Below are 15,210 nucleotides of genomic sequence, written 5' to 3' on the forward strand. Positions count from 1 at the left end.
AGGTTTTCGCAAAGTACCACAAAGGGCTTTTAAGATAATTTTATTGTTTTATACTAAACACACGATAAATTTGTATATTTTGAAATCACTATATCAAAAAAATGAAAGGTAAAATTGTTTTAATAACGGGAGCCACATCAGGTATTGGCGAGGCAACAGCAATGGCTCTGGCGAAAATGCAGGCGACATTGGTTTTGGTTGCACGCGATAAAAATAAAGCAATAGAAACTGTTGAAGAAATAAAATCGGAAAGTAAAAACCCGAATGTTGAATACCTGCTCTGCGATTTATCTTCTCTTTCTTCAGTTCGGCAACTCGCTGCGGAATTCAAAAATAAATACAATCGTCTCGATGTTTTAATCAATAATGCAGGGCTTATTTTAAGCAAAAGAGAAACTACTATAGATGGTTTTGAAAAAACACTTGCTGTTTGTCATCTTGCACATTTCCTGCTCACAAATTTATTACTTGATACAATAAAATCAAGCAAGCCGTCACGGATTATCAATGTTTCCTCAGTTGCTCACCTTATGGGACATATTGATTTTGATGATTTAATGTTTGAAAAAAAATACAGTTCAGCAAAATCTTATGGACAAGCAAAACTCGCAAATGTATTATTTACAAAAAAACTTGCCGAAAAACTTGAAGGCACCGAAGTAACAGTAAATTCGGTTCATCCAGGAGGGGTTAATACAAAATTCGACAGAGATTTAAAAGGATTTTATAAATTCGCGTGGAGTTCATTTAAGCCATTTTTATTAACTCCCGAAAAAGGTGCAGAAACTTCAATTTACCTTGCATCTTCTCCTGAAGTTGACGGCGTGTCGGGTGAATATTTTGCTAAGAAAAAAATAAAGAGAACATCAAAAGAATCATACGACTCCGAAATTGCGGACAAACTCTGGAAAGTAAGTGAAAAATTTGCGGGACTTGTTGCATAGATATTTAAATATAAAAATGACTAATTGTTATACTACAAATGGTTAAAAATTCAGCAATTTGACAATTCTTGAAACTTTAGTCCTTAAACTTTAAACTCTTTTCTGGCAAGAACAAAAAGATAATCGGAAAGGCGATTTAGATATTTTAATATAAATTCATCAACTTTTTCTTTTTCGGAAAGATTAATGGTAATACGCTCTGCTCTGCGGCATACTGTGCGTGCAATATGACAATGTGAAGATATTTGGTTCCCTCCGGGAATTACAAATTCTTTGAGTGCAGGTAATTTTTTTTCTATTTTATCAATTTCTTTTTCAAGAAAATTCAAGTCATTTTCTTTTAAAAAATTAATATTTGGTTTTTTTATTTTTTTTGATTTATCATAACCGACAGCAAGTGCTGACTGGATAGCGAAAAGATTTTTTTGAATTACAAATAAATTATTTTTTGAAATTTTATCAATTTTCTGAGAGCAAATTAAACCGAGCCACGAATTGAGTTCGTCAACACTTCCTAAAGCATCAATTCTATGATGACATTTGGAAACACGCAATCCCCCAATTAATGAGGTTTTTCCTTTGTCTCCGGTTTTTGTGTATATTTTCATTTTCCGTTTATTATTTATTAGTCGTTGCTTTCAACTGCTAACTTCAGTTTTTCATTTTCAAAAGTTCTTATATCGTTATTTTTTTCATCACTGATAATCATGCCGTCGTTTAGTTTGATTATGCGGTGGGCATATTTAGCAATATCTGGCTCATGAGTAACAACAATGATTGTGTTTCCGCTTTTATGAATTTCTTCAAAAAGTCCCATTATTTCCACTGAAGTTTTTGAATCGAGATTACCTGTTGGTTCATCGGCAAGCATTATAGCAGGTGAATTTACCAGAGCCCTTGCAATTGCAACCCTTTGTCGCTGTCCGCCTGAAAGCTCATTCGGTTTATGTTTAATCCTGTCGGTAAGCCCCACGTTATTCATGACTATACTTGCTCTTTCAATTCTTTTATTTTTATTAAGCCCTGCATAAACAAGTGGCAGCATAACATTTTCAAGAGCAGAAGAACGGGGCAATAGATTAAACGTTTGGAAAACAAAGCCCACTTGCTTGTTTCTTACTTCAGCAAGTTCGTTGTCGCTCATTTTGCTCACATTAATTTCGTTTAAAAAATATTCACCTGAAGTAGGTGTATCAAGGCATCCGAGAATATTCATAAGTGTTGATTTTCCTGAACCAGACGGACCCATTAATGCAACGTATTCATTTTTATAAATAGCGAGATTTATCAAACGCAACGCCCTGATGATTTCAGTTCCGACTTTGTAATTTTTTACAAGATTTTTTAAAACTATCAATTCTTCTGCCATTACTTTTAAAAAGTTTAAAGTTTAAGGTCTAAAGTTTAAAGTTCGAACAACGAACCACAAACTACGAACCACAAACATAATTCTGCAAATTTAGTTAAAATCTGATAATAAAATTTTGTTTTGTTATTCCTTTTCTGAAAAAAATCAAACCCATGAAAAACAAATCAATTGATATGCTAACCTTCTCGTGATTTTTGATATATTTCCATGCATTTTCCATTTCATCAGACCAGTGAATATCATCAAAAACAAATAGCGAATTATCGTTTGCTTTTTCCAGACATTGCTCAAAATAGCTTATTGTCGGTTCGTAGCGATGATTGCCATCAAAAAAAACATAATCTGTGTTTTTAATATATTTCAATATTTGAGGTAAAACACGAGTAAATTCACCGGTGATTACATCAATTTTCTGACCTGAAATCTTGAAATTATTTCTTGCTATTGCAGCAGTATTTTCACAACCTTCAATTGTAATTACTTTTGGATGATAGTTTGGTAGTGCCTGATAAAGGGTGCTGATGCCAAGTGATGTTCCCAATTCCAAAATTGTTTTTGGCTTGAAAGAATCTACAAGTCGAAATAATAAAGCACAGTATTTTTGGGACTTTGCGGATTTTTTTGCAATGTCGGAAATTTTTCTTTTTGTGTTATTTCCTTCCGAGCCGCTTGCCCCATAATCAATGCAGTCAATAATTTCATTTGAGGCAAGCATTGAATTTCTTATGTTTTTAATACTTTTAAAAATCGAAGAATCTGTTTTTTTATTAATTACGTTTGCAAATAAATCATACACAAAAGGAGAATGAATGGAATGACCTCCAGAAGAAGTTAAGAGATAACGAAAATATTTTAATGCAAAACAAAAAGTAGTCATTGGGGAAAAGTTAATAGTTAATCGTAAATCGTAAAAAAAAATTACAAATTCAAAATTTCGCAAATTATTTTAAATCCTAAATCCTAATTTCTAAATTTTATAATCTTCAGTCAAACTTAAAATTTAGTTTTACGCAATTATACAATTTTTTTTAATCTTAATGTAAATATTGTGTACTTTTGGGCAGGTTAAATAAAAGGTTGTTATTAGCCAACAAGTTTTTTATTATTAATTATTCATTTACTTTAAATGTTTTTTAGAAAAAATATAAATATAATTTCGGTTGCACTTATCACATTGTTTATTTTCTCATGTTCGTATTTTAAAAAAGAAAAAAATAATGAAGTTGTTGCGAGAGTTTATGATAAATACCTTGACAAAAGTAATTTGCTCAATATTGTTCCTCAGAATACAAAATCAAAGGACAGTGAAATTATTGTTCGGAACTACATAAACAGTTGGATAAAACTAAATCTGCTTCTTCATAAAGCCGAAGAAAATCTTACAAAAGAGCAAAAGAATTTTGATGTTCAACTCGAAGATTACCGGAATTCACTTATTACTTATGCTTATGAAAAGGAACTTGTTCGTCAGAAACTTGACACTGTTGTTACCGAAGAACAAATAAAAGATTATTATAACAAAAATGAAAAGGATTTTTTATTAAAAGATAATATTGTAAAGGTGTTATATGTAAAAACTCCTTTAAAAGCACCTGCTTTATTGAAAGTAAAAGCGTGGTGTAAATCAAATAATCCAAAAGACAGAATGTTGCTTGAAGAATATTGCAGGGAAAATGCCGAGAATTATTTTCTTGATGACCAGTCGTGGCTGCTTTTTGATGATGTGTTGAAAGAAATTCCTATAAAAACTTATGACCAAGAAAATTATTTGATGAACCATACATTTATCGAAATACAGGATGCCGAAAGCAATTATTTTATAAATATTAAAGGATTTAAAATAAAAGAGAGTATTTCTCCGTTAAGTTTTGAAAAGGAAAATGTAAAAAACATTATAATAAACAAAAGAAAAATTGATTTGATAAATGAAATGGAAAAACAGGTACTTAAAGACGCATTTAAAAATAAAGATTTTGAGATATATGATAAAAAACATAAAAAATAAAAGCATTTTAAAAGAAATAATTTTAATCCTGGGTTGTATTATTTTCGTAAACAATACTGCCTCTTCGCAGGGTAAAGTTATTGACCAAGTTATTGCAACAGTCGGCAACAGCATAATACTTCAATCCGATTTGGAAAATCAATATATGCAGGCAATGGGTCAGGGAATGACATCCGGTAACGATATAGATATGAAATGTTCGGTTTTTGAAGATATGCTGTTCCAGAAATTATTGCTGAATCAGGCACAGCTCGATAGTTTGAAAGTTACCGATTCGCAGGTGGAATCGGAACTTGACAGGCGATTGCGGTATTTCGTAAATCAAATCGGCTCACAGGAAAAGCTTGAGGAGTATTATAAAAAATCAATTATTGAAATAAAAGAGGACTTCAGGGAAACAGTGAGGGAACAAATTTTGTCGGAACAAATGCAGCGAAAAATTACAGATGATATTAAAGTTACTCCATCGGAAGTAAGAGCATATTTCAAAAAAATTCCTGCCGATAGTTTGCCTCTTGTAAATTCGGAAGTTGAAATATTGCAAATTGTTAAAAATCCCGAGATAAACATCGAAGAAAAGAAAGAAGCACAGGAAAAAATCGAACAAATCAGAAAAAGAATTATCAATGGGGAGGACTTTGTTACTCTTGCTGCATTATACTCCGAAGATGTAGAATCGGCAAAAAAAGGTGGTGATATAGGATTTAAAGTCAGAAGCGACCTCCCTGCCGAAATATGTTCTGTTGCATTCAACCTTAAAGAAAAAGAAGTTTCAACCGTAATAGAAAGTCCAGCAGGTTATCATATTCTGCAGCTTTTGGAACGGCGCGGTGAAAGTATTGACCTTCGCCAGATACTTGTTGTCCCTAAAATTTCTGCCATAGATATTACAAAAGCTAATAATTTTCTTGACAGCATTTCCACGTTAATTAAAAATAAAAAATATATATTTAGCGATGCTGCTGCAAAGTTCTCTAATGATGACAGCAGGAACAACGGAGGATTAATTGTAAATCCGGCAACAAGCTCGTCGAGATTTCAGATGAATGAAATCGACCCTTCATTATTTTTTGTAGTTGATAAAATGACTGTAGGCGAAATTTCAAAACCTGTGATAATGAAAGATAAAAACGGTAAACAGGCATTAAGAGTTGTAATGTTGAAAAGTCGCACGGCACCCCATAAAGCCAACCTTACCGAAGATTATCAGCAAATACAAAATGCTGCATTAACCGAAAAACAAAATAGAGCTATTAAAGAATGGATAAATAAAGCAAAGCAACATTCCTACATTAAAATAAACAGTATATATAAAGGATGTAATTTTAAATATAACTGGTTATAGTTAGAATTTGTCCAGAATGTCCGATTTCTTCGTTACTCTCGTTTTAAAATCAGTCATTTACTTTAGTAAACTCCTGATTTTAAAACTTCGAAAGCCTCGAACTCGGACATTCTGAACCAAACTCTCGACTTTATGGACAGGCACTAGTTAGTTCTTAGTTCGCAATTTTACTAATGACTTATGACTCTAAACTGAAAACCGAAAACTTATTTTATTTCGACTTGGTAATTATTAAATATACAGCAAGCGCAATACAGATAATAAGAATGCATGTAATTGCAATATTCCAGAAATCGTGCCCTCTTCCTCCTCTCGGTGCTGCTTTTGTATCAGATTTTTTCACATCCTGCTTGTAATTTTGTTTTTTTACATCATTAGAATTTGAAACTGAAAGTTTTTTTGTTGCTTTTTTTAAAATAAAAGGAATTAATGCTTCTTCGTGAGAAGTTGAAATGCTATTTTTATTTTCAGGAATATATGAAAGTAAATCGTTGTTCTTATCTGGAACATAATTTTCATCTTCTGCTGTAATTACTTTAGATTTTTCTGGTATTTTATTGCTGTTGCAATAATTTGCTCCGTCGCTGTTTACAGCAGCTTTCTGAAGTTTGTCATATCTTTTTTGTGTAAATTGCTTTTCATGCGAGCAAGATGCAATCAAAAAAAAGCAAACTGAAATTGAAATTAATCGTAATGCTTTATTTTTCATCTTTAATTTATTTTAAAAGTTTATAAAAAAAATAATTCAGCGAAACATTATGTTCCTACAAATGTAAAATAATAATTTATTATATCAACACTTTTTATGTTACCTCATTTTACTTAATTTTGCCTGATAAAGTAATTTTATGCGAGTTGCAATAAAATATTTTCTGAAATTCTTTATTTTCTGGTACATTTTCTTTTTTATGCAAAGAATAATTTTTCTGCTTTTCAGCTTTAAAATGCTCAAAAATGTTTCTGTTCAGGAAATCTTATCATGCAATTATTACTCTATTGGCGTTGATATTTCAGCAATATGCTATTTAATTGTTTTTCCGGTATTATTTTTTATAATCTATTTATTTATTGCAAAAAATATATTTCTTAATATAATAAATAGCATTACCATAATTTTAATAATTCTTAATATCCTTGTTGGTGCAGCTGACATAGGGCTTAATTTATCGTGGGGTTCGAAAATAAATGCAATGGCAATGGAAAGTTTTAGATATCCGCGTGAGGCATTCGGACTTATTTTTTCAAAAGAACATTTACTTTTATTTATTCTTATTATTCTTCAAAGTTTTATCTGGATTTATTTTTATTCGCAATTTATTTATTTTAAGAATAGCATTAATTTAAATATTTTCAAAAAAATATTATTTTCTGTTTTGTTGATTTTTCTTTGTATTACAGGCATCAGAGGCGGATTGCAGAAATATCCTATAAGTAAAAGCTGGGCTTACTATTCGACAAATTCAACTTTAAATAATGCTTCACTTAATGGATTTTGGAATTTTGCAGAAATATTTTTCAAGAAACAGGTTACAAAAAATCCATATAATTATTTTAATCAAAAAGAAGCTGATAAAATTATTAAAGAATTATATCCCTATATAAAAGATACGACAGAAATTATAATAAATACAAATCGTCCAAATATAATTTTAATACTTATTGAAAGCTTAAGTGCCGATGCAGTAGGGTGTTTAGATGGTGAAAAAAACATTACCCCGCAAATTGATTCATTAAGTAAATCGGGTTATCTTTTTACTGATTTTTATGCAACAGGATTTCGTACCGACCAGGGTTTAGTTGCTTTGCTTAGCGGTTTTCCGGCACAGCCCCAAAATTCAGTAATTAAAGATTTCGGAAAATTCGAAAAACTTCCTAATCTCATTTCTGTTTTGAAAAATAAAAATTATTATACTTCATACTATTGCAGTGGAAAATTATGGTTTGCAAATACCGATGTTTACCTTAAAACCGCCGGAATTGATAAACTTATCGGAGAAAATGACTTTAACATTAAAAGAAAAACATTGTGGGGGGCTTATGATGAAGAATTATTTGATTTTCATTTGAGAGATATTAAAAACATAAAACAACCTTTTTTCTCAATCATAATGACAAGCACATCCCACGAGTGGTTCGATGCCGATGTTGAAAATATTTTCGGCAATGATAATATTTGTGAGAAATATAAAAACACTATTCACTACACCGATAAATGCTTATCGCAATACCTGCAAAAAGCAAAGCAACAGGAATGGTATAAAAATACTTTGTTCATTATTACAGCCGACCATGCTCATTCATTCCCGAAATGCAGAAATTACAACGAAATTGGCAGACACCATATTCCATTTCTATTTTATGGCGATGTATTAAAAAAAGAATACCGTGGTGTGAAAAACAATAAAATTGCTTCGCATATTGATTTCGCTGCAACTCTGCTTTCACAGCTAAATATAAATTGCAGCAAATTCAGATTCAGTAAAAATATTTTTAATAAAAATTCCGAAGGTTTTGCATTTTATACTTTCGACAACGGCTTTGGATTTATTGATAAAAACCAATCAGTTATTTTCGACCACAATCTTAATAAAACAGTTTATGAAAAAAATAAATTGCCTGCAATTCTCAATGAAAATAACTTAAACAAAGGAAAAGCACTTATGCAAAGTGTATTTCAGCAATATCTCGATTTATCAATAATGAAACGAACTCCTGCGTTTTAATTTTCGATATTTTTTCTCTCTGTTCATGGCTCGCAGCTTATTACTTTTACTATTCTTCATTATCATCTTCATCTTCCCAATCATATTTTTCGCGTTGCGGTCCTTTTTTTCTAAAAATAATTGCAATAATAAAGCCTGAAATTGCTCCCATTAAATGGGCTTCCCATGAAATATCGGGAGGATAAAATTTAGGAAAAATTCCCCAAATCATTCCTCCATACATAAAAGTTATAAGCAAAGAAATTGCAAGCAATTTTGTACTTCTTCTGATAATACCGCTGAAAAACAAAAAAGAACCGGTGGCATAAACCAATCCGCTTGCCCCGATATGACTTGCATCTCTTGCGAAAATCCACACAAGAATGTCGGTCATAAAAAACAGCAAAATAAAAATCAGGAATGCAATTTCATAATAAAAATAAAACAACGCCCAAAGCATTAAAAACAAGGGGATGGAATTTGATACCAAATGCGATAAATTGGCATGAATAAAAGGAGATGTTATTATCCCTATTAATCCTTCTTTTGTACGAGGTATAATTCCATAACTTATAAAATTTAAATCATACGAAACCTCAATGTATTCAACAATCCATATTGTTAAAACAAGGAACATCGGAAAAATCATGCTTTTAAATACCTTGTTATCCTTATTCATAAGAGAAGCAAATTTAATAAAATATTTCATTGACTAAGCACAAAATCCAAATCGGTTTTTTATAAATTCTAAAAATATTACTGCAAATTCTAAATAAACTTAAGCTAATTCTAAAATATGCTTGATGCGATAATTTTATTGTTATTTATTTGTCGTTAAATAAAAAATATGCCACTAAGACACGAGGACATCAAGTATCACAAAAGCGTTTAGCAACTACTTGCGACTTAATACTTACGACTTGCGACTAATAATGTTAATATCTTAAACAAAAAGAAATTGATTAATTGATTAAAAATATTTTAATTTGTAAAACAATAACAGGAAATTATAAACTGAAAACTAAATAATCATGGCAAAAGAAGTAAATGAAACAAGCGAAAAAGTAAAAGCTCTTAATCTTACTATTGATAAACTCGAAAAAACTTATGGCAAGGGAACTATAATGAAATTGGGAGACAATGCGATTGAAGCGGTAGAAGTTATTTCCACGGGCTCGTTGTCACTTGATGTTGCATTAGGAGTTGGCGGATTACCAAAAGGAAGAGTAGTTGAGATATATGGTCCTGAATCGTCAGGGAAAACCACTCTTGCGCTGCATGCAATTGCAGAGTCGCAGAAGAAAGGCGGAATTGCAGCATTAATTGATGCCGAACATGCTTTCGATAGGTTTTACGGACAAAAGCTTGGCGTTGATGTTGAAAATCTTTTAATTTCCCAGCCCGATAACGGGGAACAAGCGCTGGAAATTGCCGATAATCTTATACGTTCCGGAGCAATTGACATTCTTGTAATTGACTCGGTTGCGGCACTTACACCTAAAAGCGAAATTGAAGGCGAGATGGGCGATTCAAAAATGGGACTTCATGCGCGACTTATGTCGCAGGCATTACGTAAGTTAACTGCTACTATCAGCAGAACAAAATGTTGTTGCATTTTCATCAACCAGCTTCGCGAAAAAATAGGGATTATGTTTGGCAATCCTGAAACAACAACCGGAGGAAATGCATTAAAATTTTATGCATCCATTCGTCTTGACATAAGAAGAATAAGCCAGATAAAGGAAGGTGAAATTGCTGTCGGTAACAGAGTAAAAGTTAAAGTTGTGAAAAATAAAGTTGCTCCTCCTTTCCGAATTGCAGAATTTGATATAATTTTTGGTGAAGGCATTTCCAAAGTTGGAGAAATAATTGACATTGGAGTAGATAATAACATAATCAAAAAAAGCGGTTCATGGTTTAGTTACAAAGACACCAAACTCGGACAAGGACGCGATGCCGTCAAGCAAATCATGAACGACAATGTAGAACTTGCAGAAGAAATTGAAAGTAAAATAAAAGAAGTTCTTGCTGCAAAAGCTAATTAACATAATATGAGAAATTTATTTTGTGTTTTTATTTTATTATTTTTCATTTCCTGCGGAAATAATGGCAAGGAAAAAGAAAAAAACAGAACAAATTCCAAAGACACAATTACCGCAAAATTTGATGATTTAAATAAAAAAATAGAAGAAAGTCCTACCAATATTGATTTATATTTCGAGAGGGCAAAACTTTACGTATTAATGCAGGATGCTGGCAAAGCACTTGAAGATATGAGAAAAGTTCTTACTGTTGATACTAACAAAGCCAGCTATTTTTATACACTTTCCGATATCTATTTCATGATTGGTAAGGCAAAAGCATCTAAATCAGCTCTTGAAAAGTGTATTTCTCTTGACCCTAAAAACACTGATGCTATTTTAAAACTTGCTGAGCTGCATTTTTATTTCAAAGAATATCCCGAAGCTATTGAATGTACAAGCAAAGCGCTTAAAGTAGATAAATTTCTCGCAAAAGCATATTTTATAAAAGGAATGATATACAAGGAAAACGGTGATACCGCAACTTCAGTTAAATGCTTTCAGATAACAACCGATATGGACCCGAAGTATTTCAAGGCTTATGAGGAATTGGGGTTGTTATTTTTTAAAAAGAAAAATAAACTTGCTTTGGATTATTTTGAAAATGCGTTGAAAATAAATCCTAAAAGTATTGACATTTATTATGATGTCGCTATGTTTTATCAGGAAACAAAAAATTATAAAAAAGCTATAGAAACTTATTTTGGCTTATTGCAATTAGACCCGAAATATAAAAATGCTTATTACAATATCGGTTATATAAATCTTCTGTTTTATAAAGATTATAAGGAAGCGATAAATCAATTTACGAAAGCCATACAAGTTGATTCGGCATACTCAGAGGCATATTACATGAGAGGTTTATCGTATGAGGAATCGGGTGATAAAAAAAATGCTTACATGAATTATCTGAAAGCAAATATGCTTAAAACAAATTTTGAAGAAGCAATTGAAGGCATAAACAGAATCGAAGGACATAAAAAAATAAATCCAAAAAAGCATAAATAAAATAATTAATAAATGAGAAAGCTTGGTATCATTGGTGGTTCAGGATTAGAAAATCTGAATATTTTTCAAAATGCAAAAGAAAATGAAATTGATACACCCTACGGCAAACCGAGTTCATCAATATTAACTGGTACTATCGAAGGAGTTGAAGTTGCCATACTTTCTAGGCATGGAAGAACACACTGCATTCCTCCAACTCAGATAAATAACAGAGCAAACATTAATGCGCTAAAGCAAATTTCCTGCACACACATTTTTGCAACAACCGCATGCGGAAGTTTAAGAGAGGAAATTGGCAGGGGACACATTGTTTTCCCCGACCAGTTTATTGATTTTACGCGACACCGCGCTGTTTCATTTCACGAAACATTTGAAAACGGCAATCTTGCCCACACTCCAATGGCAGAACCATTTTCAAAAGAGCTTAGAAATATTTTATGCAATAAAGCAAAAGAATTAAAATTAAAGTTTCATCAGGCAGGAACCGTAATAACAATAGAAGGACCGAGATTTTCAACAAGGGCGGAATCAAATATGTTCAGATTATGGAATGCAGATATTATAAATATGTCAACTGCTCCTGAATGTATTCTTGCAAATGAAGCCGGTATTCCTTATGCCGCTATCGCCCTCAGCACCGATTACGATTGCTGGAAAACCGATGAAGCACCCGTTACATGGGAAGAAGTTCTGAAAGTATTTAATCGGAACATCGCAAATGTTACTGATTTATTGATTAACGTGATTAAAGCATTCCGATAGCTACAATCCGAATATTTCAGGCAAATTATTTTTTTCTTTTTTTTAATTGATAATTTCCTTTCTTTTTATTTTCAGCAGTAACATTTTTTTTGGAAGGGCTTATTGATTTATACCAGAAGTATAAGCTAATTACAGAGGCAATAAACAAAAACATCCAGAAATATATTCCCGTTTCGGGTTTTACATTAAGTACTATTGTTAAAAGATTATTTGCATTAAATCTGTGAGCAGTAAATTCGGGAATTATGATACTTGAAAAAGTATTTGAAAATTCATTGCTTTTCTGAAAGTAATCGGGTACCATGTATACCAAAGTTGATTTTGCATACCAAGAACTGATAATGCCAAATAAAGCAAATCCGATAAAAACAAATATGTTTACTTTGGTTTTTGAAATAAATATTAATCCTTCGTATAGCAAAACTATTGCAAGTACAATCAAATATCTCGGCCCGTATGACCATCCTCCCCACCAAACAAAATATGAAGAGATGATTAAAAAAAATACAATACTGAATATAAAAAGATAATTTGTTTTGATTTTATTTATGAATTTTTCATCTTTAATAATGGATTTAATAATAAAAAATAGGACTATAAGAAGCGTAGGAACAAAAATAAATAATCCCATTGAGCCGCTAAAAGACAATCCCCATAACGCTTCGATTGAAGGTAATTTGAATCCATAATTGTGACCAACTTCTTTGTAAGCTTCTAACGCATTGTATGCTATAAGCATTTTAAAAGGGTAGCCGGTTATAAACCAATTATAAATAGAGATAATAATTATTGAAGGTAGTGTTCCGAGAGCAAAATAGAAAGGAAATTTTATTTTTTTTTCTTTAATAAGAATAAGAATACACCAGATTGGAGCAGCAATTAAAATAGGATATTCACACAAGAAGCTTAATCCCAGAAAAACGCCTGATAAAAAATATTTTTTTTCTTTTAGTTCAATGTAGCTTAACAAAAGGAATAATCCTGCTAATATATGATTAAAATATGTACCCGAAAAAACAAAAATAAACGAACCGTAAAATGCAAGCATTACCAATAATACCGGAGAAAATGATGGTTTGAGTTTTCTTAATGCTAAAAAAGTGAGCGTAATTATTATAACAAAAGGCAGCGAACCGAAAAGAAAACCTCCGAGGATAAGAAGAGGAATAATTTCAGGGAACATAAAATCGCGTGAGTCATATTTTCCAATCGGACGCCACACGTAAACAGGAAATTTTTTTCCAGCATCTTTGCTCACTTTAGTCAATCCAGCTAATTTGATGAATTCATAAAATGGTATTGCCAGAAGTGTTGGCAACGGTGCTTTATCTGAATAAAAATGATTTCCGACTTTGCTTTTATCAATTGTTTGGTCGGCGTATTTATCAATTATAAGAGTTCTGCTTTCGGAAAAAGTTAAAACAGGCAATGCCCGGGAAACAGGATTTGGCGTAGGCCATATATCAATAAAATATGAAGATAAAAAAAGATTTACAATGAAGAAAACTATTATAAAAACCTTCCATTTTCTTTTATCATCAACTGTTTTCATAATTTAAACTCTGTAAATTAAAATATTTAAAAAGTGCTAAATTATTAAAATAGTGTGAAAATAAAAAGTCGTAAATATAAAGTCGTAAGAGAAAAATAGAGTTGCTGAAAATTTCACCACTTCATAAATTAAAAAAGGTAACCCTCCGAAAAAGATTACCTCATAATTTTATGATATTCGGGTACTAAATATTTTCTTCTTTAATGCGGGCGCTTTTGCCTTTGAGTTTTCTTAAATAGAATATTTTTGCTCTTCTCACTTTACCGCGTTTGTTGACTTCAATTTCATCAATAAACGGTGAGTTAAGGGGAAATATTCTTTCAACACCTACATTGCCCGATATTTTTCTCACTGTAAAAGTTTTTGATAATCCTGTGCCTTTTCTTTGAAGTACGGTTCCCTGAAATTGCTGTATGCGTTCTTTTGCACCTTCCTTTATTTTATAAGAAACGGTAATTGTATCTCCGGCTTTGAATGCGGGCAGGTTTTTTTTCTCTGATAATAAATCTTCAATTTCTTTAATCTTATCCATTGCTGTAATATTTATATATATGTCTAAAAAAACGGAGTACAAATATATGGAATAATTTTGGAAAAACAGAAAAAAGTTAAAAAAATCATTCTTTTAACAAATCGGGATAACGTTTTTTAGTTTTTTCAATTGCTTTTTCAGACCGCCATTTCTGGATTTCCTTATCGTTGCCCGATAGCAAAACATCGGGAACTTTCAGCCCTTTGTAGTCGGAGGGACGTGTATAAACAGGTGGGGATAGCAAATCGTCCTGAAATGAATCACTAAGAGCAGATGTTTCGTCTGATAAAACTCCAGGAATTATGCGGATAATGGCATCGCAAAGAATTGCAGCCGGCAGTTCACCTCCCGAAAGGACATATTTTCCTATCGAAATTTCTTTTGTAATAAAATTCTCACGTATTCTTTCGTCCACACCTTTGTAATGACCACAAAGTATGATTATATTTTTCAATGTAGATAAGTGGTTTGAAGTTTTCTGGTCAAGCAAATCGCCATCGGGTGTCATAAAAATAACTTCATCATATTTTCTTTTTTTCTTCAGATTTTCAATGCACTTTGCAATTGGTTCAACCATCATTACCATTCCTGCACCCCCACCATAAGAATAATCATCAACTTGCTTGTGTTTGGTCGAACTATAATCCCTGATGTCGTGAAAATAAATTCTTACTATTTTTTTTTTAATAGCCCTTTTAATGATTGAGTGTTCAAAAGGACTTTTCAGAAGTTTGGGAAATATTGTGAGAATATCTATTCGCATTGACTTGAAAATTTTATTCACAAATATCAGTTTTTTTATCGACATTTTACTCATCAATTAATAAAATCTAATACTTTTGTGAAACTAATTAAAGCAATTGAAAAATTATGATATGTGAAGTATAAGATAACATATTGATATTTTTGT

At 31.6% G+C, this 15,210-nt stretch carries 15 protein-coding genes; 7 read left to right on the top strand and 8 right to left on the bottom strand.

Annotated features, from left to right (window positions below; translation table 11 throughout):
* Positions 1-101 precede the first annotated feature (101 nt).
* Positions 102-944: an SDR family oxidoreductase gene (locus WC223_05815; GenBank protein ID MFA6923755.1), complete on the top strand. Its 843-nt coding sequence runs from the start codon at positions 102-104 to the stop codon at positions 942-944.
* Between the two features lie 83 nt (positions 945-1,027).
* Here the strand turns inward: WC223_05815 and WC223_05820 are convergent, their stop codons facing one another.
* The 3 genes from WC223_05820 to WC223_05830 all read right to left on the bottom strand — a co-directional run bounded on the left by WC223_05820 (position 1,028) and on the right by WC223_05830 (position 3,190).
* Positions 1,028-1,552 carry a cob(I)yrinic acid a,c-diamide adenosyltransferase gene (locus WC223_05820; protein ID MFA6923756.1) on the bottom strand — a complete coding sequence of 175 codons (525 nt, stop codon included), beginning with the start codon at positions 1,550-1,552 and terminating at the stop codon, positions 1,028-1,030.
* A gap of 17 nt (positions 1,553-1,569) precedes the next feature.
* The gene (locus tag WC223_05825) at positions 1,570-2,313 is read right to left on the bottom strand and encodes an ABC transporter ATP-binding protein (GenBank protein ID MFA6923757.1); all 744 of its coding nucleotides are present in this window, start codon (positions 2,311-2,313) and stop codon (positions 1,570-1,572) included.
* 94 nt (positions 2,314-2,407) lie between these two features.
* Positions 2,408-3,190, bottom strand: a complete 783-nt coding sequence (locus WC223_05830) for a class I SAM-dependent methyltransferase (protein MFA6923758.1) — start codon at positions 3,188-3,190, stop codon at positions 2,408-2,410.
* A gap of 249 nt (positions 3,191-3,439) precedes the next feature.
* Here WC223_05830 and WC223_05835 point away from each other — a divergent pair, with 249 nt between their 5' ends.
* Both WC223_05835 and WC223_05840 read left to right on the top strand, forming a co-directional pair.
* Complete coding sequence (locus WC223_05835) at positions 3,440-4,318, top strand: hypothetical protein (protein ID MFA6923759.1); 879 nt, start codon at positions 3,440-3,442, stop codon at positions 4,316-4,318.
* Positions 4,296-5,663, top strand: a complete 1,368-nt coding sequence (locus tag WC223_05840) for a peptidylprolyl isomerase (GenBank protein MFA6923760.1) — start codon at positions 4,296-4,298, stop codon at positions 5,661-5,663. Before WC223_05835 ends, WC223_05840 begins: the two co-directional genes overlap by 23 nt.
* A 211-nt stretch (positions 5,664-5,874) precedes the next feature.
* Here WC223_05840 and WC223_05845 read toward each other — a convergent pair whose 3' ends face one another.
* The gene (locus tag WC223_05845; protein ID MFA6923761.1) at positions 5,875-6,372 is read right to left on the bottom strand and encodes a hypothetical protein; all 498 of its coding nucleotides are present in this window, start codon (positions 6,370-6,372) and stop codon (positions 5,875-5,877) included.
* 199 nt (positions 6,373-6,571) lie between these two features.
* Here WC223_05845 and WC223_05850 point away from each other — a divergent pair, with 199 nt between their 5' ends.
* Complete coding sequence (locus tag WC223_05850; protein MFA6923762.1) at positions 6,572-8,386, top strand: LTA synthase family protein; 1,815 nt, start codon at positions 6,572-6,574, stop codon at positions 8,384-8,386.
* Between the two features lie 49 nt (positions 8,387-8,435).
* On the opposite strand, the gene WC223_05855 is transcribed toward WC223_05850, so the two are convergent.
* Complete coding sequence (locus WC223_05855; protein ID MFA6923763.1) at positions 8,436-9,044, bottom strand: rhomboid family intramembrane serine protease; 609 nt, start codon at positions 9,042-9,044, stop codon at positions 8,436-8,438.
* A 352-nt stretch (positions 9,045-9,396) separates the two neighbouring features.
* Here WC223_05855 and recA point away from each other — a divergent pair, with 352 nt between their 5' ends.
* Genes recA through mtnP form a run of 3 tightly spaced genes read left to right on the top strand, consistent with a single transcriptional unit; the run spans position 9,397 to position 12,216 of the window.
* On the top strand, positions 9,397-10,410 hold the full coding sequence (gene recA / locus WC223_05860; GenBank protein ID MFA6923764.1) for a recombinase RecA: 1,014 nt from the start codon (positions 9,397-9,399) through the stop codon (positions 10,408-10,410).
* A 6-nt stretch (positions 10,411-10,416) separates the two neighbouring features.
* Positions 10,417-11,454, top strand: a complete 1,038-nt coding sequence (locus WC223_05865; protein ID MFA6923765.1) for a tetratricopeptide repeat protein — start codon at positions 10,417-10,419, stop codon at positions 11,452-11,454.
* A 12-nt stretch (positions 11,455-11,466) separates the two neighbouring features.
* Positions 11,467-12,216, top strand: coding sequence for an S-methyl-5'-thioadenosine phosphorylase (mtnP, locus tag WC223_05870; GenBank protein MFA6923766.1), 750 nt, complete (start codon positions 11,467-11,469; stop codon positions 12,214-12,216).
* Between the two features lie 25 nt (positions 12,217-12,241).
* On the opposite strand, the gene WC223_05875 is transcribed toward mtnP, so the two are convergent.
* The 3 genes from WC223_05875 to trmD all read right to left on the bottom strand — a co-directional run bounded on the left by WC223_05875 (position 12,242) and on the right by trmD (position 15,063).
* Positions 12,242-13,768 (bottom strand): hypothetical protein, encoded by a 1,527-nt coding sequence (locus tag WC223_05875; protein MFA6923767.1) that lies wholly within the window; start codon positions 13,766-13,768, stop codon positions 12,242-12,244.
* 184 nt (positions 13,769-13,952) lie between these two features.
* Positions 13,953-14,300, bottom strand: a complete 348-nt coding sequence (gene rplS / locus WC223_05880; GenBank protein MFA6923768.1) for a 50S ribosomal protein L19 — start codon at positions 14,298-14,300, stop codon at positions 13,953-13,955.
* 85 nt (positions 14,301-14,385) lie between these two features.
* Positions 14,386-15,063, bottom strand: a complete 678-nt coding sequence (gene trmD / locus WC223_05885) for a tRNA (guanosine(37)-N1)-methyltransferase TrmD (protein MFA6923769.1) — start codon at positions 15,061-15,063, stop codon at positions 14,386-14,388.
* Between the last annotated feature and the right edge of the window lie 147 nt (positions 15,064-15,210).

The organism is Bacteroidales bacterium (assembly GCA_041671145.1).
In the GTDB taxonomy this organism is placed as follows: domain Bacteria; phylum Bacteroidota; class Bacteroidia; order Bacteroidales; family JAHJDW01; genus JAQUPB01.